This window comes from Actinosynnema sp. NPDC023794, assembly GCF_040639675.1.
Classification (GTDB): Bacteria; Actinomycetota; Actinomycetes; order Mycobacteriales; family Pseudonocardiaceae; genus Actinosynnema; species Actinosynnema luteola.
The window spans coordinates 1-19,482 of the sequence record NZ_JBFAFR010000039.1; the positions used below are offsets into that span (position 1 = coordinate 1).

The window sequence follows — 19,482 nt, forward strand, 5'->3', positions numbered from 1 at the left end:
ACGACAACGACGCCACGCGTCGCTGCGGCTCGGTCGGCCGGAGCAACAACGCCACCGCCGCGGGCGCCATCGGCGCGCTGTTCACCTCCAACCGGTCGACCCGCTACCCCGGTACGACGCCGGGGATGGCTCCGCGGTGTGACGACCCGCGCCTCGCGCGCGCCTAGCGTCCGTGCCGTGAAAACCCTCGGCATCCACCCGCGGCCCGGGCTCCTCCGCGCTCGTCGCCGTGGTCCCCGTGCTGCTCGCCCTCTACCTGGTGGCACGTGGCTGGTTCTACCCGCTCTGGCCGGACACGATCGGCGCGATCGGCCACCCGTTCACCGCCGACCCCGGCCTCGGCGGCGCGTGGGGCGGACCCACCCTCGTCGGCGCGTGGCTCGTGCACGCCCTCATCGCGCTCGCCGTCCAGGCCGCCTGCCTGGTGGTCCTCCGACTGCTCTACCGGCCCGTGAGCCGCTAGCCCTGCTCCGGGTGCACGTCGCCCGCGGGCACCACGGCGCCTTCGCCGTCGACGAACCGCACGGTCACCCGGCGTCCGTCGCCCGTCCGGTAGACGACCGTGGACACGGTGTCCGGCAGGTGCTCGTCGCCCCACTCCTGCAACGCGCACAGCACCAGGTTCACCCGCCTGCCCGCCTCGGTGAGGCAGTAGGCGTCGCGCGGTCGCTGCCCCGGCTCCCGGTAGGACCGCCTGGCCAGCAGGCCGCTGTCGACCAGCTTCGCGAGCCTGGCCGTGAGCACGTCGGAGGCGATGCCGAGGCGCGCGCGGAACTCCGAGAAGCGGGTCGCGCCGGCGAGGGCCTCGCGCAGCACCAGGAACGTCCAGCGCTCGCCGACGAGGTCCACCGCCTTGACCAAGGAGCAGTTCTCGTCCGGTGCCGTCACGGTCCCAGTATGGCTCGGTTGTGCATTCCAAGCCAGCCCGGCTAGGTTGGCAATGCCAACTCACCCCTGGGAGAACCCTCCATGAAGATCGCCAACTCGGTCGCCCTGGTCACGGGGGCCAACCGCGGCCTCGGCCTGCACTTCGCGCGGCAGTTGCTGGATCGGGGCGCGGCGAAGGTCTACGCCACCGCGCGCGACGCGGGCTCGATCGACCTGCCGGGCGTCGAGGTGCTGTCGCTGGACATCACCGACCCGGCCGCCGTCGCCGCCGCGGCCTCGGCCGCCGGCGACGTCACCCTGCTGGTCAACAACGCGGGCATCATCACCGGCGAGAACCTGGTCACCGGCGACCTCGCCGCGATCCGGCTGGAGCTGGACACGCACTTCTACGGCACGTTGGCGATGGTCCGGGCGTTCGCGCCGATCCTCGCGGCCAACGGCGGCGGCGCGATCGTGAACGTGCTCTCGTCGATGTCGTGGGTGTCCTACGACCGCGCCACCGCGTACAGCGCGGCGAAGGCGGCGCAGTGGAGCCTCACCAACGGCGTGCGGGTGGAGCTCGCGGGCCAGGGCACGCTGGTCACCGGCGTGCACCTGGGCCCGACGGACACCGACATGACCGCGGGCATCGACGTGCCGAAGAACGACCCGGCGGACGTCGTGCGCGCCGCGCTGGACGGCGTCGAGGCCGACCTCGTCGAGGTGCTGGCCGACCAGGGCGTGGTCGACCTGAAGGCCGCGCTGTCCGCCGACCCGCGCACCCTCTACCCGCAGGTGGTCTGAGCACCGGTCCGGGGGCGCCGGTCGGCGCCCCCGGACGCAGGGCTCACGGGTTCAACGCCTCCGTCATCGAGGCGGGTCCGACCAGGGGGATGTCCGGCGACATGCCGCCCTCCTCCACCAGCTCGGCCTTGACCTCGTGCGGCCGGATCTTGCCGGCCCGGATGTCCTCCGCCCAGTGGCACGCGACCTTGTGCCCCGGCAGCACCTCGCGCAGCGCGGGCCGCTCGGTGTCGCACCGGGTCGCCTGCTTCCACGGGCAGCGCGTGTGGAAGCGGCAGCCCGTCGGCGGGTTGGCGGGCGAGGGCAGGTCGCCGGTGAGCAGGATCCGCTCGCGCTCGTCCTCCACCACCGGGTCCGGCACGGGGATCGCGGACAGCAACGCCCTGGTGTACGGGTGCAGCGGCTCGGCGTAGAGGTCGTCCGAGGTCGCCTCCTCCACCAGGCCGCCCAGGTACATCACGCCGACCCGGTCGGAGATGTGCCGCACCACGGCGAGGTCGTGCGCGATCACCAGGTAGGTGAGCCCGAACTCGTCCTGCAGGTCCTCCAGCAGGTTGACCACCTGCGCCTGCACCGACACGTCCAGCGCGGACACCGGCTCGTCGGCGATGATCAGGTCCGGCTCGACCGCCAGCGCCCGCGCGATGCCGATGCGCTGCCGCTGGCCGCCGGAGAACTCGTGCGGGTACTTGCGCAGCGACGTGGACGGCAGCCCGACCGCCGACAGCAGCTCGCGCAAGCGCTTGCCCGTCGTCTCGCGGCCCTTGTCCAGGCCGTGCGCCCGCAGGCCCTCGACCAGCAGCGAATCCACCGACTGCCGCGGGTCCAGGGACGACATGGGGTCCTGGAACACCATCTGCATCCGGCGGCGCATCCGGCGCAGTTCCTCGCCCTTGAGCCCGACCAGGTCCGTGCCGTCGAACAGCACGCGGCCGTCGGTCGGCTCGACCAGCCGCAGCATGCCGCGACCCAACGTCGACTTGCCGCAGCCGGACTCGCCGACCAGGCCGTAGGTCTCGCCGCGGTTGATCCGCAGGTCCACGCCGTCGACCGCGTACACGTGGCCGACCGTGCGGTCGACCAGCAGGCCGCGCTTGATCGGGAAGTGGATCTTCAGGCCCTCGACCGACACCAGCGTGTCGCCCGTGGGCGCGTCGGCTGCTGCCGGTTCGACAGCGGCGGTCATGCGGGCACCTCCTGGGCGGCGGGCGTTCCCGGCAGCACCGGGTTGTGGCAGCGCAGCGAGCGCACGTCACCGGCCTCCAGCTCGGGCGTGACCTCGCGGCACACCGACAACGCGTTGGGGCAACGGGGGGCGAACGCGCACCCGTGGTCCCACGGGATGTTGTCGGCGACCGACCCCTTGATGGGGACCAGCTTCTCGCCGCGCGCGCCGTCGAGCCGCGGGATCGACGCCAGCAGGCCGTGCGTGTACGGGTGGCGGGGGTCGGCGAACAGCGGGTACCGCTCCGCCTTCTCGACGACCCGGCCGCCGTAGAGCACGTTGACCTCGTCGCACAGCCCCGCCACGACGCCCAGGTCGTGCGTGATCATGATCAGCGCCGTGCCCATGTCCCGCACGAGCTCCTTGAGCAGGGCGAGGATCTGCGCCTGGATCGTCACGTCCAGCGCCGTGGTCGGCTCGTCGGCGATGAGCAGCCGCGGCCGGCACGCCAGCGCGATCGCGATCAGCGCGCGCTGCCGCATGCCGCCGGAGAGCTGGTGCGGGTACTCGCTCAGCCTGCGCTGCGGGTCGGGGATGCCGACCCGGCCGAGCAGGTCGGCCGCCTCCACCATCGCCGCCTTGCGGGACATGCCGCGGTGCCGTTCCAGCACCTCGGTGACCTGCAGCCCGATCGGGATCACCGGGTTGAGGGACGACAGCGGGTCCTGGAACACCATGCCCAAGTCGCGGCCTCGCCGGTTGCGCATCTCCTTGTCGTTCAGGGTGAGCAGGTCGGTGCCCTCGAACCGGACCGAGCCGGTGACCTTGTTGCCGCGCGAGGGCAGCAGGCCCATGATCGCCAACGAGGTCACGGACTTGCCGCAGCCGGACTCGCCGACCAGTCCCACCGTCTGCCCGGGGTCGACGTCGAAGGAGACGCCGTCCACGGCGGTGAAGGGCTCGGTGCCCCTGCGCTGGAAGACCACCCGCAGATCACGCACTTCGAGCAACGCCATCGCGGTTCACCTCCGGTTCTTCGGGTCGAGCGCCTCGCGCAGCGCCTCGCCGAGCAGCGTGAAGCCCAGCGCGACGATGATGATGGCGATGGCCGGGTAGAACGCCAGCTCCGGCTTGACGTCGATGTAGCGCTGCGAGTTGCCGAGCATCAGCCCCCACTCGGCCCGGGACGGGTCCGGGTCGCCGAGTCCGAGGAACGACAGCGACGCCGCCTCGATGATCGCGGTCGCCAGGGTCAGCGTCGACTGCACGATGACCGGGCCGAGCGAGTTCGGCAGCATGTGCCGGAACACGACGGTCCGCCGCCGCACGCCCAGCGCCGTCGCCGCGAGCACGTGGTCGCTGTGCCGTTGCGCGAGCATGGCGCCGCGCAGCAGCCGGGCGAAGATCGGCACGGTGGTCACCGCGACCGCGATGATCACCGTGGTCTGGCTGCCCCGGCTCGCCAGCGCCGCGATCGAGATGGCCAGCAGCAGGCTGGGGATCGACAGCATGATGTCGGTGAACCGCATCAGCCAGCTGTCCACCCAGCCGCCGAACGCGCCGGCCGCGCCGCCGATGAGCATGCCGAGCGCCAGGCCGATCAACGTCGCGCCGACGCCGACGATCAGCGACTGCTGCGCGCCGACGAGCAGCCGGCTGAAGAAGTCGCGGCCCAGCTCGTCGCCGCCCAGCAGGAACCCCGGCATCGGGCCGGGGATGAAGTCGGGCCGCAGGTCCTCCAGCAGTTCCGGGTAGCGCTGGTAGGGGTCCTTCGGCGCGATGAACGGCGCGATGATCGCCAGCACCAGGAACATCAGCACGAGGAACGCGCCGATCAGGGCGACCGGGCTGCGCAGCATCCGCCGCAGCGCGTCGGCGGCCAGGCTCGTGCCCGCCGACTCCGCCAGGGCGTCCACCCGCTGCTGCTTGCGCTTGAGGAGACTGGTCATGATGCCCGCACCCTCGGGTCGATGATCGCGTAGGAGATGTCGACCAGCAGGTTGACGAGCACGTAGACCACCGCCGCGAGCAGCAGCAACGCCTGCAGGCGCGGGTAGTCCCGGCGCTCGATCCCCTGGGCCAGCAACGATCCGAGCCCGCCCCACACGAACACCCGCTCGGTGAGCACGGCGCCGCCCAGCAGCAGACCGGTCTGGAGGCCGATCGTGGTCGACACCGGCAGCATCGCGTTGCGCAGCACGTGCCGGCGGCGGACCAGCGTCGCCTGCAGGCCCTTGGCGTTGGCCGTGCGGACGAAGTCCTCGTTGAGCACGTCGAGCACCGAGGCGCGGGTGATCCGCACGATGACCGCGAGCGGGATGGTGCCCAGCGCGATCGCGGGCAGCACGAGGTGCCACAGCGCGTCGGCCGCGGCGTCCCACTCCTGGGTCAGCAGCCCGTCGAGCACGGCGAAGTTCGTGACGTGCGTCGGGTCGATGGTGACGTCCTGCCTGCCCGACGGCGGGAACAGCGCCAGGTCCTGCGCGAACAGCTGCTTGAGCAGGATGCCGAGGAAGAACACCGGCACGGCGACGCCGACCAGCGTGCCGATGACGGTGGTGTTGTCCAGGAACCGCCCGCGGTGGCTGGCCGCCAGGTAGCCGAGCGGGATGCCGAGCACCACGGCGAACAACAACGCGGTCAGGCCCAGCTCGATGGTGGCGGGCAGCGCGCGGCCGATCTCGGCCACCACCGGCTCGCCGCTGATCAAGGAGCTGCCGAAGTCACCGCTGAGGATGCGGCCCATGAACTTGAGGTACTGGATGAAGATCGGTTGGTCGAGGCCGAGGACCTTGTTGAGCGCCTCGATCTTCTCCGGGGTCGCCTTGTCGCCGAGCAGCGCGCCGGCCGGACCGCCGGGCAGCGACCGCAGCCAGACGAAGACCAGCAACGACAGGATCAGCAGTGTGGGGATCGCCTGGAGCAGGCGACGGACTATGAATCGCAGCATGATGGAAGCCCTCTGGACAGCACGGGTGGTGACGCCCGGATCACGAGCGCCACCACCCGCCTACCGTTCGGTTCAGCCCTTGCTCACCGTGTCGAAGCGCTCGTCGGTCAGCGGGCTGGGCACGAGGCCCGAGATCTTGCTGCTGACCACGATCGCCGGCGGCGAGTGGGACACCGGGATCGCGGGCAGGTACTTGCTCATGAGGTCGCGGTTCACCTGCTTGTAGGCGTCCGCGTGCTTCTGCTGGTCGACGACGCCGTCGGCCGCGGCGATCCCGTCGAACATCGACTGGTCGGCGAAGCCGAACTCCTTCTTCTCCCGGCCGAAGAACGTGCCGACGAAGTTGCCGGCGTCGTTGTAGTCGCCGGTCCAGCCGAGCAGGTGCAGGTCGTGCTTGCCGAGCTTCTGCACGTCGTCCTTGTAGCCGCCGTTCCACGGGCGGGACACGATCTCGGCGTTGATGCCCGCGGCCTTCAGGTCGTCGACGATCACCGCCGCGATCTCGGACGGGTTCGGCATGTACGGCCGGCTGACCTCGGTGGGCACGTAGAACTTCAGGCTCAGGTTCGACACGCCGGCCTGCGTGAGCAGGTCCTTGGCCTTCGCCAAGTCGTACGGGTACTTCTGCACGTCGTCGGCGTAGCCCGCGACCGTCTTCGGCATGAACTGCGTCGCCACCTCGGCGCCCAGCGGCAGCTTGGTCTTCACCAGCTGCTCGCGGTTGACGGCGTAGGCGATGGCCTGGCGGACGCGCAGGTCCTTCAGCGCCGGGTTGTTCGCGCCGTTGATGCCCAGGTAGAGGATGTTGAACGCGGGCCGCGGCGTGACGTTGAAGCCGTCGGTCTTCAGCGAGTTGTAGTCCGCCGGGCTCGGGAAGTCGTAACCGTCGATCGTGCCGGCCTTGAGTTCCTGCTTGCGCGCGTTCTCATCGGGGATGATCTTGAAGATCAGCTTGTCGAGCTTGGCCTTCTCACCCCAGTAGTCGTCGTTGCGGACCAGGGTGATGGTCTTGTTGGCCTTGTCGAACTTCTCCAGCTTGAACGCGCCGGTACCGGTCGGGTGCTCGGTCGCGTAAGCCGGATAGGTGAACGAGTCGCCCGACTGCACGACGTTGTCCGCGTCGTACTTCTTCAGCGCCTCGGGGCTGGAGATGGAGAGCGCGGTCAAACCGAAGGCGGCCGGGAAGGCGCCCTTGTACTTGTTCAGGTTCAGCACGGCGGTGTGCTCGTCCTTGGCCTCACAGGACTTGTAGACCGGCTCGCCCGCCGCGTCGCCCTCGTTCTTGGCGAAGCCCTCGAACACGTCGCCGTAGTAGATCATCTGGCTCTGGGCGGCAGCGCCCTTCATGTTGAACCAGCGGTCCATGTTGAAGCAGACGGCCGCGGCGTCGAACGCCGTGCCGTCGTGGAACTTGACGCCCTTGCGCAGGTCGAAGGTCCACGACTTGCCGTCTTCGCTCGGCGTCCACTTCTCCGCGAGACCCGGCGCGAGGTCGGCGGTGCCCCGCTTGTAGGTCACCAGCGTGTCGAACATCTGGCGGATGGGGCGGAAGCTCTCGCCGTCGTCGTTGAAGATCGGGTCGAAGTTCTTGGGCTCGCCCGCGGCGCCGAAGACCATCGTGCCGCCGACCTTGCCGGACCCCGAGTCGTCGCCGCGCTCGGATTGGGCACAGGCCGACAGTGCCAGTGCCGCGACGCCGGTCAGGCCGATCGCGGCCAACCATCGGCGCCGGGCCGTTCGAGATTGAAGCATTTGACACACCCCTAGGGAAATCCGGGATCTCACGGTGTGGTCACGGACCCTAACCGGTCCCCACAACCCTTCCGCCTCGTCCGAGGTCACGATCCGGCCACGTGAATCAGCATTAACACACGTCCCGCTCAGCTTCGCTGACCCAACGTGACCACGGTGGATCGGGCGAACACCCTCCTACGCTGTACAACGGACAACAGAAACCCGCACACGCGCGGAGGGAGGTCGCTGGTGAGCCCTGTGGTCGAGTTCCGCGTCCTCGGCCCGTTGCAGGTGCTGGTCGACGGCGAGCAGGTCGTGGTGCGGGCGGGTCGGCAGCGGTCCCTCCTTGTGTCCCTTCTCATGCGCGCCGGCGCCGGCGTCTCGGTGGACGAGCTCGCGGAGCACATCTGGGGCGCCGATCCTCCGGCGCGGGCGCGGGGCACGCTGCAGACCTACGTGATGAGACTTCGGCAGGTGCTCGGACCGGCGGTGCCGATCCGGACCGTGCCCGACGGCTACCTGATCGACGTCGACGAGCGCACGATCGACGTGATGCGGTTCGAGCAGCTCGTCGAGGAGGGCGAGCGGGAGCGGGCCGCGGGCAGGCTGGAGTCGGCGTCGGCGATCTTCACCGCGGCGCTGGCGCTGTGGCGCGGGCCCGCGATGGTGGACGTGCCGTCGGAGGTGCTGCACCGCGACGAGGTGCCGCGCCTGGGCGAACGGCGGCTGCACGTGGAGGAGCGCCGGGTCGAGGTCGACCTCGAGCTGGGCCGCCACGCCGAGCTGATCCCCGAGCTGTCCCGCCTGACCAGCGAGCACCCGCTGCGGGAACGGCTGTGGGCGCAGCTGATGATCGCGCTGTACCGGTCCGGGCGGCAGGCCGACGCGCTCGGCGCCTACCGGCGGGTCAGCGGGCTGCTGGCCGACCAGCTCGGCATCGACCCCGGCGACGAGCTGCGGCGCGTGCACCAGCAGGTGCTCGGCGGGTCGTCGGCGCTCGACCTGGGGCAGAACGCGTCCACCGCGCGGCGTGACCGGGTGGTGCCCTCGCAGCTGCCCGCCGACATCGGCGACTTCGTGGGCCGTGAGCAGGCCGTTCAGCTGATCGAGGCGTTGCTGCGGACCGCGCAGGGCGTGCCCGTGGTCACGCTGGCCGGGCCGCCTGGCGTCGGCAAGACGGCGCTGGCCGTGCACGCGGCGCACAAGATGCGGCACTGCTTCCCCGACGGGCAGCTGTACGTCAACCTGCGCGGTTACGCCCAGGGCCCGCCGTTGAGCGCGGTGGACGTGCTGCCCCGGTTCCTGCGCGCGCAGGGCGTGCCGCCCGAGTCCGTGCCGCTCGACCAGGACGAGCAGGAGGCGATGTTCCGGTCGCGGCTGACCGATCAGCAGGTGCTGCTGGTGCTGGACAACGCGGCCAACGCCGAGCAGATCCGGCCGCTGCTGCCCGGCTCGCCGGGGTGCGCGGTGCTCGTGACCAGCCGCGACACGCTGCGCGGGCTGGCGGTCAGCCACGCCGCGTCCAACGTGCGGCTCGACGTGCTCGACCGGTCCGAGACGCGGGCGCTGCTGGCCGGGATGCTCGGCGAGGAGGTCGTGGCGTCGCAGTCCGACGCGGCCGACGAGCTGGCCGAGCTGTGCGCGCACCTGCCGCTGGCGCTGCGGATCGCGGCGGCGAACCTGCTGTCCCGGCCGGAGATCACCATCGCGTCCTACGTGGAGGAGCTGCGCGCGGGCAACCGGCTCGCGGCGCTGGCCGTGGAGGGTGACGAGCGGGCGGCCGTGCACGCGGCGTTCGACCTGTCGTACACGGCGTTGAAGCCGGAGCTGGCGTCGCTGTTCCGGCTGCTGTCGCTGGCGCCGGGGGACATCACGCCGGACGTGGCGGCGGCGTTGGGCGGGCTGACCACGCAGGACGCGCGGCGGCGGCTCGACCGGCTGGCCACGGCGAACCTCGTGGACAACCACTCGCCCGGCCGCTACCAGTTCCACGACCTGCTGCGGGACTACGCGACCGAGCGGCGCGGGATCGAGGACGACCCGGAGGAGAGCGCGCAGGCGTCGCGGCGGCTGCTGGACTGGTCGATCCGGTCGGTGGACAACGCCACGGACGCGTTCAAGAGCACCTTGCTGCGGCTGCCGCGCACCGACGTCGTGGCGGGCGTCACACCGCGCCTGTTCTCCACCTCGGCGGAGGCCCTGGCCTGGCTGGACGCCGAGCGCGGCAACCTGGTCGGGCTCGTCGTGCACGCCGCCGACCGCCAGCCCGACCGCGACGTGTGGCAGCTGGCCGACGCGCTGCGGCGGTACTTCTACACGATCGGGTTGCCGGTGGAGTGGCTGGCGACCGCGAAGGCCGGGCTGTCCGTCGCGCAGTCCTCCCAGGACGCCCTCGGCGAGGTGGCGATGCTGTCGTCGCTCGGCACGCTGTACTGGGCGATCGGGCAGCACCGGGTGGCCGTCGACTACTTCCGCCGGGCGATCCCGATCCAGCAGCGCACCGGCGCCGCGCCCGCCGTGGAGGCCGCCGTGCTGGCCAACCTCGGCGCGGTCTGCATCGACATCGGCGACCTGGAGCAGGCCGCCGAACACCTGGAGCGCGCGCTCGTGATCACGCGGGCCATCGGCGCGTTGCAGCAGGAGGGCATCGCCCAGCTCAACCTCGGCGGCGTCTACATGCAGCTCGGGCAGCTGGACCGGGCCGTGTCGTCGTTCGAGGGCGCGCTGGACGTCGGCAACCGGCTCGGCGCGTGGATGACGCAGGCCGACAGCCAACGGGCGCTGGCCGAGGCGCACCTGTTCCTCGGCCGGCCGGACCGTGCCGCCGAGCTGTACCAGAGGTGCGGCGAGCTGTACGAACGGGCAGGCGCACGCCGGTTCGCGCACTTCTCGCACGAGGGCCTGGCGTTGGCGCACGTGATGCGGGGCCGGTGGGCCGAGGCCGCGCGCGAGGCCGAGCGGGCCGTGAGCATCGCGGAGGAGCTGGGCAACCTGAAGGGGTTGTGCGACGCGAAGAACGCCCTCGGTGAGGCGTTGTGCGGGTTGGGCAGGCTGGAGGAGGCCGTCGAACGCACGACGGAGGCCCTGCGGATCGCCGAGGAGACGGGGTATCCGCTGGGCATCTGCGCGGCGCGGCGGAGCCTGGCGCTGACCCACCACGCGGCGGGCAGGCTGGACGAGGCGCGCTACTCGGCGAGCCAGGCGCTGGACAGCGCGGTCCGGTACCGACTGCGGATCGCCGAAGTGGACGTGCTGGCCGTGCTCGGGCGGATCAGGCTCGACCAGGGCGACGGGGTGCAGGCGCTCGACCTGGCGCTGCGGTGCCTGGAGCTGAGCGGGTCCACCGGGCAGCGGTGCGTGCACGCGCGGGCCGCCCACCTGGCCGGTGACGTCCTGGCCGCCACCGGCGACGACGCCGAGGCGCGCCGGCACTGGCGGACGGCGCTGGAGTGGTTCAGCGCGATCGGGTCGCCGGACGCGGACCTGGTGCGGGCGTCGCTCGACGGGTGACCGGCCGACCGGTCACTGCGGTTTCGGCCCGACGTGGCTTCGGCCCGATGTGGCTTCGGCAAGGCGGGGCTCGGCTGGGCGCAGGCTCGATGGCCGGAGTTCGGTCGGGTGTCCTCAGGCGGGCGTGATGATCCGGTCGGCGCGGGCCTTCGTGCCGTCCACGGCGAACCACCCGCGCTCGAACGCCTGCCAGCGCCGCAGGTGGGCGCGGCTCGACTCGCCGTCCCGCTCGACGGCCCGGCGCAGCCGCTCCTCCGGGTCGGGCACCTCGACCCAGATCGCCTCGTCCAGGCGGGGCGCGATCGAGCGCCGGGCCGCCGAGACGCCCTCGATGACCAGCACGTCCGGCACCGGCACGTGCACCAGGCCGCCGAGGCGCGGCACGCCGCCGGTCCACTCCACCCGCCGGTAGCGGGCCTCGCGGCCGTGCCGGAGCGGGTCGAGGACCTCGGCGACCAGGCGCGGCCACCACGACACCGGGTCGGTCCAGGTGGCGAAGTGGTCGGTCGGCACCACGGTCGCGCCCAGCTCCGACGCCAGGCGCGCCGCGAACGTCGACTTGCCCGAGCCCGACGGCCCGTCCACCGCGACGAGCCTCACATGCTGCGCCGGCCGGACAGGGCCCGGCCGAGGGTGAGCTCGTCGGCGAACTCCAGGTCACCACCCATCGGCAGGCCCGACGCGAGCCTGGTGACGGTGAGGCCCGGGAAGTCGCGCAGCATCCGCACCAGGTACGTCGCGGTCGCCTCGCCCTCCGTGTTCGGGTCCGTGGCGATGATGATCTCCGACACGTCCGTGCCGATCCGGGTGAGCAGCTGCCTGATCCGCAGCTGGTCCGGCCCGACACCCGACAACGGGTCGAGCGCGCCGCCCAGGACGTGGTAGCGGCCCTTGAACTCACGGGTCCGCTCGACCGCCAGGACGTCCTTCGGCTCCTCCACCACGCAGATCAGGGTCAGGTCGCGGCGCGGGTCGCGACAGATGCGGCAGGTCGCCTCGGCCGAGACGTTGCCGCACACGTCGCAGAACACCACGCCGTCCTTGACCTTCTGCAGCGCGTCCTGGAGCCGGCCGATGTCGGCCGGGTCCGCGGCGAGCAGGTGGAAGGCGATGCGCTGCGCGCTCTTCGGACCGACGCCCGGCAGCCTGCCGAGCTCGTCGATCAAGTCCTGGACCGGCCCCTCGTACATCAGCCGAACAGCTTCCCGAGACCGCCGAGGTCGTCCATCCCGCCCATGCCGCTGGCGAGCGGGCCCATCTTCTGGGCCGCCAACTCCTGCGCGGCGCGGTTGGCGTCGCGCACGGCGGCGACGACCAGGTCGGACAGCGTCTCGACGTCGTCCGGGTCGACCGCCTTCGGGTCGATGTCCAGGCTCTTGAGCTCGCCGCCGCCGGACACGACGGCGGTGACCAGACCGCCGCCGGCAGTGCCGGTGACCTCGGCCTCGGCCAGCTCCTGCTGGGCTTCAGCGAGCTGCTGCTGCATCTTCTGCGCCTGCTGGAGGATTTGCTGCATGTTGGGCCCACCGGGTTGCACCGCGGGTTCCTCTCTTCGGGGTATGCCGCCGTTCACCAGCGTAGTCGCGTCGATCAGCCCTTCAACGGCCGAGCGCCAAGCTCGTCGGCGAGGAGCTTGAGCACGACGGCCTCCGGGTCGAGCCGCTGGTCGTCCGCGTCGCCGGGCAGGGCGGCCTCGGCCAGCATCTCCTCCTCGTCCACCGGCTCCGGTGGGAGGGGCTCATCGGGCTCCGGCGGCTCGGGGGGCGGCGGCACGTCGTCGGCCGGTGGTCGGCCGGACGGCGCCGGAGGGGACTCCGGCCGGCGGGCCTGGCCGGGCTGCTGCGCCTGGCTCGGCCTGGTCACCGCCGGTCGCTGCGGCTTCTGCGCAGCCTGGCGGGCCGGCGCGGCAGCCGCGTCGCCGTGCACGCACCGCACCTGCCACGTGCCGCCGAGGACCTGCGCGAACGCGGCGGCGATGGCGTCGGCGTTGCGCGGCTCGGCGAGCCGGCGGGCCAGCGGCGCGGAGGTGTGGGTGAGCGTGACCGTGGTGCCGTCGACGTCGGCGACGGTGGCGTTGGTGAGCATCGCCTCCGTGCTCCGGCTCGTGCCGCGGACCACGCCCAACAGCTCCGACCAGCGCCGACGCACCTCGACCGCGTCGACACCGCCGGTGGGCGCCGCCGGTGCGGCTGCCTCGGCCGGCAGGTCCGCGGGTGGAGCGCCGGGCGCGTTGCCGGACGCGCCCGGGTGAGCGCCCTGCGGCGGCTGCGCGGCACCCGGCGACGTGCCCGGTGCCACGGCGTGCGGCGGCGGCGCGGTGCTCGGCCGACCCTGCGGCGCGTCCGCCGACGGCGCGACGCCCCCGCCGCGCTGGTCGACGTCCGGCGCGCCGGCGTGCGGGCTCTCGGCAGCGCCCAGGGCTCCGCCGGCGGACCTCATCGCCGCCGACCGCAGCACGGGCGGGGCGGGCAGTCCGGGCGGAGCGGTCTGCGGCGCGGCAGCCGCCGGAAGCGCGGTCTCGGCGGGCATGGCGGCGGGTGGCGCGGCAGAGGCCTGCGGCGCGGCGGGTTCGGCGGCACGCTGCGAGGGGCGCTGGAAGCGAGTTTCCGCAGGTCCCGCCGGTGCGCCGCCGGCCGGCGGGCCATGGCGTTCCAGCTGTTCGACGCGTTGCAGCAGGCCCGACTCGACGTCGCCGACCGACGGCAGGAGCATCCGCGCCGAGACGAGTTCGAGCAGCAGGCGGGGCGCGGTCGAGCCGCGCATCTCGGTCAACCCCTGGTGCAGGATCTCCGCCCACCGGGTGACCGTCGCGGGCCGGGTCGCGTCGCGTTGCGCGATCATCTTGGCCAGCTCGTCGTCCGGCGCGGACACCAGGCCGCGGTCCGCCGCGTCCGGCACGGCGTGCAGCAGCACCAGGTCGCGCAGCCGGTCGAGCAGGTCGGACGCGAACCGGCGCGGGTCGTGCCCGGCCTCGACCAGGCGGTCGACGGTGCCGAACACCGCCGAGCCGTCGCCGTTCGCCAGGCCGTCCACCACGTCGTCGATCAACGCCACGTCGGTCACGCCGAGCAGCGCGATCGCCCGGTCGTAGCGCACCCCTTCGGGGCCCGCGCCGGACAGCAGCTGGTCCATCACCGACTGCGTGTCCCGCGCCGACCCACCGCCCGCGCGGATCACCAGCGGGAACACCGACGGGTCGACCGTGACGCCCTCGGCCGCGCAGTTGCGCTCCAGCAGCGCCCGCATCGAGCTCGGCGGGATCAGCCGGAACGGGTAGTGGTGCGTGCGCGAGCGGATGGTGGGCAGCACCTTGTCCGGCTCGGTGGTGGCGAAGATGAAGATCAGGTGCTCGGGCGGCTCTTCCACGATCTTCAGCAGGGCGTTGAAGCCCTGCGTGGTGACCATGTGCGCCTCGTCGATGATGAACACCCGGTACCGCGACTCGGCCGGCGCGTAGAACGCCTTGTCCCGCAGCTCGCGGGCGTCGTCCACGCCGCCGTGGCTGGCCGCGTCCAGCTCGACCACGTCCACGGTGCCCGGACCGTTGGGGGCCAGGCCGACGCACGAGTTGCACTCGCCGCACGGGTCGGGTGTCGGGCCCTGCACGCAGTTCAGCGAGCGCGCCATGATGCGGGCGCTGGACGTCTTGCCGCACCCTCGCGGCCCCGAGAACAGGTACGCGTGGTTGACCCGACCGGCCGCCAGGGCGGTGCGCAGCGGTTCGGTGACGTGCTCCTGGCCGACGACCTCGCCGAAGGTCGCCGGACGGTACTTGCGGTAGAGGGCGAGCGCCACGCCGGGGACCTTACCGGGAGGGTCCGACAAAGAAAGGGGACCCCGTGCACCCACCAGAGCCCGCTTATCCTTGCTGCCTTCCGGCCCTGGGGAGGTTCGCGAGATATGTGCCGCACGAGGTCCGCCACCAGTGTAGCCGGTCGCCCCACCCGGCTCTGTCCCCACCCACTCCGGGCAAGGGAGATTTTCACCGGCTAGTGGCGCTACCCGGTGAAGGAGGAACCAGACGAGGGCCCACCCCGTCCACAGCGGGCGGGCGGCGAGCATGGACTTCGACCCCGGCGTCAGGGGCCACCTCCGCTAGCCGTACTTATCGGCGGCCGATGCGTCCGGCCCACCGACCACCCGTTTTGGGGGACGCCCGAACCCTCCGTTAGACTCCGCCACGGAGGATTCGCATAGTGGCCTAGTGCGCACGACTGGAAATCGTGTTGGGTTAACCCCCTCACGGGTTCAAATCCCGTATCCTCCGCAGTCCAGAGCCCCGGCGCCGTCAGGTGACCGGGGCTCTGCGCATGCGCCGCCGCGTCGATGCAACATCGCACCACCCTGACGCGTCTTAACCAGTGATCGACTGATTACTGGGAGGACACGGACATGAGGATCGTCAACACGGCCGTCGCCGTGGCACTGGCCGGTTCGGGCCTGCTCGCCGGCGGCGCCGTGGCACTGGCCCAGCCCGCGGGCGAGGCCGACGCGAGCGCCGCGCCGAAGTACAGCGCCACGGCCTGGCACAACGTCAACGTCCGCATCTGCCCGTCGACGGCGTGCCTGCCGGCGGCGGGTGGTCAGATCCTCGAAGGCACGACGGTGGGGGTCTACTGCTGGGTGCACGGCCAGACGGTCACGGACTACGGCTACACCAACGACGTCTGGTTGAACGTCGGCAGGCAGGACGGCGGCACCCAGTGGTCCAGCGCCATCTACTTCGCCGGGGACGAGTTCGCCAACCTGCCCAAGGAGGCGCACTGCGCCGACGCGCCCAAGCCCCCGACCACCACACCCGTCCCCACCACGACCAGGCCCGCCCCCACCACCACGGGCATCCCCACCACTCCGCCCCGGCCGACGGTGACCACCACGGTCCGGCCGACCGTGACCACGCCGCCCCAGCCGACCGTCACCACGACGGCGCGGCCCACCGTGACCACGCCGCCCCAGCCGACCGTCACCACGACGGCCCGCCCCACCGTCACCACCACGTCCAGCCGGTAACCGGTCGCGACACGAGAACGGGCCCCTCGGACGTGGTGTCCGAGGGGCCCGTTCGCCGCTGCGGGAGCTATCCCCTGGGCAGGTGCTCCGCGATGTCCTCCAGCAGGAACACCCACTGGTCGACGTGGGCGTTGCCGGTGCTCGGGCGCAGCTTCACGACCTGCGGGTCGTGGTCGCTGGCCTGGTCGGCGAACTCCGCGTTGATGTGCACCACGTCGTAGCGGTACCGGGTGATGTTCGCGCTGATGAGGATGTGGTCGAGGGTCTGCGAGTTGCCCTCGAACACGTAGCTGTACCGCTCGGCCGCGGGCAGGGTGTCCATCAGGGCCACCACGTCGCCCTTGCCGGTCAGGGTGCCGACCGCCGGGGAGAACTGGTAGTCGTTGATGTCACCCGCGAGGACCACGTTGGCGCCCTTGTCGACCGCCTTGACCTGGTCCACGAAACCGCGCAGCAGCGCGGCCTGCTGAGCGCGCTGCACCTCCGAGTTGCGCGCCGGCTCCTGGTAGCGGCCGTGCATGGCCTGGTCGCCGCCCTTGGAGTTGAAGTGGTTCGCGACCACGATCACCGTGCGACCGCGGAACGTGAACTCGCCGGCCAGCGGCTTGCGGCTGCTGTTCCACGCCGGTTCGGCCGGCGCGACGCGGCCCGGCGACACCGACAGCGCGGCACGGCCGTGCTGCTTCACGACGGACACCGGCGTGGTGGCGTCGCCGCCCGGGCGGTCCACGAAGGACACCCGGGCCGGGTTGAACAGGAACGCCACCCGGATGTTGCCGCCCGGCTCGCCGCCGTCGGCCTTGTTCACCGGGTCGATCTGGCGCCACTGGTAGCGGGGGCCGCCCGCGGCCACGATGGCGTCGGTGAACTTGGCGAACGTCGCGTCCGCCGCCACCGTGCCGTCGTCGGTCGCGCCGTTGTTGTCCTGGATCTCCTCCAGCACCACGACGTCCGGGCTCTTCAGGTTGCCGACCACGGCCGCGGCGAGTCGGTCGAACTTCGCCTGGTCGTTGGTGGCGGCCAGGTTCTCCACGTTGTACGTGGCCACCGACAGCTCGGAGGCGCGCTGGGCGTTCGTGACCTCCGGCGTGATGCCGCCCGACACGTGCTCGCCGACGGTCTTGGTGGCCAGGGTGTAGCCGCCGAAGTTGGTGTACTCGACGTTGCCGACGGTCGCGCCGCGCCACACGTCGCCGACGTTGCTGGTCTGCGGCGCCGCCGCACCGGGCTTGACCTTGATCCGGCCGCTGTTGGGCTGGTCGTAGCCGAGGTAGATCGTGCCGCCGCGGGCGGTCGGGTTCTGGGTCGGGTTGGTGGTGATCCACGTCTCGCCGAAGCTGTTCGTGGGTCCGACCACGCGCGCGTCGGCCACCTGGACGTACATGCCCTCGCGGGACTCGTAGTAGTCCTGGCCGTAGGTGGCCGGGTCGAGCGGGAGGGCCTCGATGCTGCCGCCGTTCGCGGTGGGCAGGTAGCCCGCCGGCGGGTTCAGGGTCTCCGGGGTCGGCAGGGCGTTGCCCTTGGACTTCACGGTGACCGCGGCGCCGGTGATCTCGGTGAGCGTCTGGTTGGAGTTGCTCGCCGCGTCACCGCCCGGCCGGTACTCGGCGACGGTGCCGGAGACCAGCACCTCGTCGCCGGGCTCGACGGTCGGGGCCAGGGCCGCGGTGTAGACGAACACGCCCTCGCTCGTGCGCGGGTCGGTGTCCGGCGCGGTGTCCTGGAGCCAGAAACCGCGGTCGCCGGTGGCGCGCGTCGCGGTGACGACGCCGGGCACGCCGGTGACCTTCTGCCCGAGCAGCGGCGAGATGCGGGTCGTGCCCTGGATGTCGCGGACGCGCTTGTCGCCGGGCTCGGGCTCCGGGTCGGGGTCCGGGTTGCCGGGGCCCTGGCCCTTGGAGTTGACCGGGGTGGGCGCGCCGATGGTGAAGTCGGCGGCGTTGTTGTCGGTGTCGGTCAGCGCGGGGCGGGCGGCCGAGGTGGCGTTGCCCGGGTTCGCGGTCGGCGTGGTCTCGCGGACCACGGTCGACGAGCCGTAGCCGACGAGGTCGCGCACGCGTGCGTCGGCAGCGCAGTCGGCGGCGGTCTTGCAGGTCAACGCGGAGGTCTCGGCGACCAGGGCGATCGTGCCGCCGGAGCCGCCCATGGCGATCGTGCCGGTGACGTCCGGGGTGGGCAGCTCCACCGTGCCGCCCGCGCCCTTCGACTGAGCGACCAGGAACCGCCCGCCCGCGGCGATCGAGCCGGTCAGCGGGGTGACCTGCCACTGGCTGGACGCGCTCGCGCTCGCCGGGAGGTACTGCACGCTCCAGCCGTCGACGGCGACCGGCGCGGCGCCCGCGTTGGCCAGCTCGACGAAGTCCTGGGTCAGCGTGGCACCGGAGTTGCCGCCACCGCCGTAGACCTCGGCGATCAGGGCGTCCTGGCTCGGGGCCGCGTGGATCGGCGTGGCGAGGGCGAACGTCACGGCCGAGGCGGCGGTGACCGCCAGTCCGACGCGGAGCGGGATAGGTCTCAACGGGTCCTCCGGTAGTTGGCGGCTGGGCGCATCCTCCCCGTATCGAGTGAACGGCGGAAGACACCGTCACTAACGGTTGACCATTACCCGATCTCGAACGTGTGTTCGAACGTAAGGTAGGGTCATGGCCGTGCCTGCCCGGTGGCCCTCCCAGCGCCGGTGCGGACGCGACACGCACAACAGGGGCGCCGGCCCGGACCTGACGAGGCCCGGATCGGCGCCCGTGCGCGTGGTCGGCCTGCCGTGCCGCCGCCCTCGTCGCAGGCGGCGCTAGTGGTCGACCGGGCCCGCGTACCGGTAGCGGTTCGGGTCGGTCGGGTGGGCCACCACCCGCACGACGTCCCCGACGCGCGGCACCGCGATCCGCGGCACGACAGCCACCACCTCGAACCCGCCCTCGATCTCGCCACGCACCGCGAGTCGCACGACGGGGTGTCCGCGGATCGAGTGCTTGGTGTCGGCGATCCGGTCGATCCGCACCCGGATGCCGACCGTCGACCGGTAGAGCGGGTGCGTCATCGGGTCGTCGTGGTCGGTCCACGCGTGCCACTGCTCGAACCCCTCGGACAGGTCCGACGGCCCGCTGTGCTCGACCCGCAGCCACCCCTGCCGGACCCTCGACGTGCTGAACGTCGCGATCAGCGACGCTGGTGTGATCAGGGTGAGGGCGATGATCACGTACACCATCGCCTCGCCGTACCACCGGTCGTCAGCGCTGCCCGTGATCCCGTTCCACAGGTAGTAGCCGACCGACGCCGGCGCCAGGACCACCGCACCCCGGCCCACCAGCACGCGCAGGAACCGCCTCATCGCCACTCTCCTTCCGACGTGCCGGAAGGAGACCGCGGGCGCCCGCCCTACCGATCACAGGTCGACCGGACCGTGCGTTCGGCGAGGGCGAGCCAGGGGGCCGTGAAACGTCAG

Annotated in this window: 16 protein-coding genes, 1 tRNA gene and 1 other RNA gene; 5 read left to right on the forward strand and 13 right to left on the reverse strand. The window is 72.1% G+C overall.

Features of this window, described 5'->3' with window-relative positions:
• Positions 1-229: 229 nt before the first annotated feature.
• Complete coding sequence (locus tag AB0H12_RS40200) at positions 230-463, forward strand: hypothetical protein (RefSeq protein WP_499630443.1); 234 nt, start codon at positions 230-232, stop codon at positions 461-463.
• Here AB0H12_RS40200 and AB0H12_RS40205 read toward each other — a convergent pair.
• Entirely contained in the window at positions 460-888 is a 429-nt protein-coding gene (locus tag AB0H12_RS40205) for a winged helix-turn-helix transcriptional regulator (protein WP_499630446.1), read from the reverse strand. The two genes, AB0H12_RS40200 and AB0H12_RS40205, sit on opposite strands and share 4 nt — an antisense overlap.
• 81 nt (positions 889-969) lie before the next feature.
• Between AB0H12_RS40205 and AB0H12_RS40210 the strand changes: the two genes are divergently transcribed.
• Positions 970-1,671 (forward strand): SDR family oxidoreductase, encoded by a 702-nt coding sequence (locus tag AB0H12_RS40210; protein WP_499630449.1) that lies wholly within the window; start codon positions 970-972, stop codon positions 1,669-1,671.
• Between the two features lie 43 nt (positions 1,672-1,714).
• Here AB0H12_RS40210 and AB0H12_RS40215 read toward each other — a convergent pair whose 3' ends face one another.
• The 5 genes from AB0H12_RS40215 to AB0H12_RS40235 form a co-directional block, all read right to left on the reverse strand.
• Positions 1,715-2,857: an ABC transporter ATP-binding protein gene (locus AB0H12_RS40215; RefSeq protein WP_499630452.1), complete on the reverse strand. Its 1,143-nt coding sequence runs from the start codon at positions 2,855-2,857 to the stop codon at positions 1,715-1,717.
• Positions 2,854-3,852, reverse strand: coding sequence for an ABC transporter ATP-binding protein (locus AB0H12_RS40220; RefSeq protein ID WP_230570076.1), 999 nt, complete (start codon positions 3,850-3,852; stop codon positions 2,854-2,856). Before AB0H12_RS40220 ends, AB0H12_RS40215 begins: the two co-directional genes overlap by 4 nt.
• Before the next feature lie 6 nt (positions 3,853-3,858).
• On the reverse strand, positions 3,859-4,785 hold the full coding sequence (locus AB0H12_RS40225; protein WP_230570077.1) for an ABC transporter permease: 927 nt from the start codon (positions 4,783-4,785) through the stop codon (positions 3,859-3,861).
• Positions 4,782-5,786 carry an ABC transporter permease gene (locus tag AB0H12_RS40230; RefSeq protein WP_499630456.1) on the reverse strand — a complete coding sequence of 335 codons (1,005 nt, stop codon included), beginning with the start codon at positions 5,784-5,786 and terminating at the stop codon, positions 4,782-4,784. Before AB0H12_RS40230 ends, AB0H12_RS40225 begins: the two co-directional genes overlap by 4 nt.
• A 72-nt stretch (positions 5,787-5,858) precedes the next feature.
• The gene (locus AB0H12_RS40235; protein ID WP_499630459.1) at positions 5,859-7,538 is read right to left on the reverse strand and encodes an ABC transporter substrate-binding protein; all 1,680 of its coding nucleotides are present in this window, start codon (positions 7,536-7,538) and stop codon (positions 5,859-5,861) included.
• Positions 7,539-7,769: 231 nt separating this feature from the next.
• On the opposite strand from AB0H12_RS40235, the gene AB0H12_RS40240 reads away from it, so the two are divergent.
• Positions 7,770-11,030, forward strand: a complete 3,261-nt coding sequence (locus tag AB0H12_RS40240; RefSeq protein WP_499630462.1) for an AfsR/SARP family transcriptional regulator — start codon at positions 7,770-7,772, stop codon at positions 11,028-11,030.
• Between the two features lie 114 nt (positions 11,031-11,144).
• On the opposite strand, the gene AB0H12_RS40245 is transcribed toward AB0H12_RS40240, so the two are convergent.
• From AB0H12_RS40245 to ffs, 5 genes are all read right to left on the reverse strand, one after another.
• A complete protein-coding gene (locus tag AB0H12_RS40245; RefSeq protein WP_499630465.1) occupies positions 11,145-11,615 on the reverse strand; it encodes a uridine kinase family protein in 471 nt (156 codons plus the stop codon).
• An 11-nt stretch (positions 11,616-11,626) separates the two neighbouring features.
• Entirely contained in the window at positions 11,627-12,220 is a 594-nt protein-coding gene (gene recR / locus AB0H12_RS40250) for a recombination mediator RecR (protein WP_123744628.1), read from the reverse strand.
• Positions 12,220-12,567: a YbaB/EbfC family nucleoid-associated protein gene (locus AB0H12_RS40255; RefSeq protein WP_082403290.1), complete on the reverse strand. Its 348-nt coding sequence runs from the start codon at positions 12,565-12,567 to the stop codon at positions 12,220-12,222. Before AB0H12_RS40255 ends, recR begins: the two co-directional genes overlap by 1 nt.
• A 53-nt stretch (positions 12,568-12,620) precedes the next feature.
• Positions 12,621-14,825 carry a DNA polymerase III subunit gamma and tau gene (locus tag AB0H12_RS40260; RefSeq protein WP_499630469.1) on the reverse strand — a complete coding sequence of 735 codons (2,205 nt, stop codon included), beginning with the start codon at positions 14,823-14,825 and terminating at the stop codon, positions 12,621-12,623.
• Between the two features lie 31 nt (positions 14,826-14,856).
• Positions 14,857-14,951: signal recognition particle sRNA small type (gene ffs / locus AB0H12_RS40265), an RNA gene on the reverse strand.
• 261 nt (positions 14,952-15,212) lie between these two features.
• Here ffs and AB0H12_RS40270 point away from each other — a divergent pair.
• Together AB0H12_RS40270 and AB0H12_RS40275 are read left to right on the forward strand one after the other, a co-directional pair.
• A tRNA-Ser gene (locus AB0H12_RS40270) sits at positions 15,213-15,297 on the forward strand.
• Positions 15,298-15,422: 125 nt separating this feature from the next.
• Positions 15,423-16,040 (forward strand): hypothetical protein, encoded by a 618-nt coding sequence (locus AB0H12_RS40275; protein WP_499630472.1) that lies wholly within the window; start codon positions 15,423-15,425, stop codon positions 16,038-16,040.
• A gap of 67 nt (positions 16,041-16,107) precedes the next feature.
• On the opposite strand, the gene AB0H12_RS40280 is transcribed toward AB0H12_RS40275, so the two are convergent.
• Both AB0H12_RS40280 and AB0H12_RS40285 read right to left on the reverse strand, forming a co-directional pair.
• Positions 16,108-18,558 (reverse strand): DUF8508 domain-containing protein, encoded by a 2,451-nt coding sequence (locus tag AB0H12_RS40280; RefSeq protein ID WP_499630475.1) that lies wholly within the window; start codon positions 18,556-18,558, stop codon positions 16,108-16,110.
• Between the two features lie 270 nt (positions 18,559-18,828).
• Entirely contained in the window at positions 18,829-19,368 is a 540-nt protein-coding gene (locus AB0H12_RS40285; protein ID WP_499630478.1) for a hypothetical protein, read from the reverse strand.
• Positions 19,369-19,482 lie beyond the last annotated feature (114 nt).

Coding starts and splice junctions, on each gene's coding strand:
- AB0H12_RS40210 (WP_499630449.1), top strand. CDS start 970: ATGAAGATCGCCAACTCGGTCGCCCTGGTCACGGGGGCCAACCGCGGC.
- AB0H12_RS40215 (WP_499630452.1), bottom strand. CDS start 2,857: ATGACCGCCGCTGTCGAACCGGCAGCAGCCGACGCGCCCACGGGCGAC.
- AB0H12_RS40220 (WP_230570076.1), bottom strand. CDS start 3,852: ATGGCGTTGCTCGAAGTGCGTGATCTGCGGGTGGTCTTCCAGCGCAGG.
- AB0H12_RS40225 (WP_230570077.1), bottom strand. CDS start 4,785: ATGACCAGTCTCCTCAAGCGCAAGCAGCAGCGGGTGGACGCCCTGGCG.
- AB0H12_RS40230 (WP_499630456.1), bottom strand. CDS start 5,786: ATGCTGCGATTCATAGTCCGTCGCCTGCTCCAGGCGATCCCCACACTG.
- AB0H12_RS40235 (WP_499630459.1), bottom strand. CDS start 7,538: ATGCTTCAATCTCGAACGGCCCGGCGCCGATGGTTGGCCGCGATCGGC.
- recR (WP_123744628.1), bottom strand. CDS start 12,220: ATGTACGAGGGGCCGGTCCAGGACTTGATCGACGAGCTCGGCAGGCTG.
- AB0H12_RS40275 (WP_499630472.1), top strand. CDS start 15,423: ATGAGGATCGTCAACACGGCCGTCGCCGTGGCACTGGCCGGTTCGGGC.
- AB0H12_RS40285 (WP_499630478.1), bottom strand. CDS start 19,368: ATGAGGCGGTTCCTGCGCGTGCTGGTGGGCCGGGGTGCGGTGGTCCTG.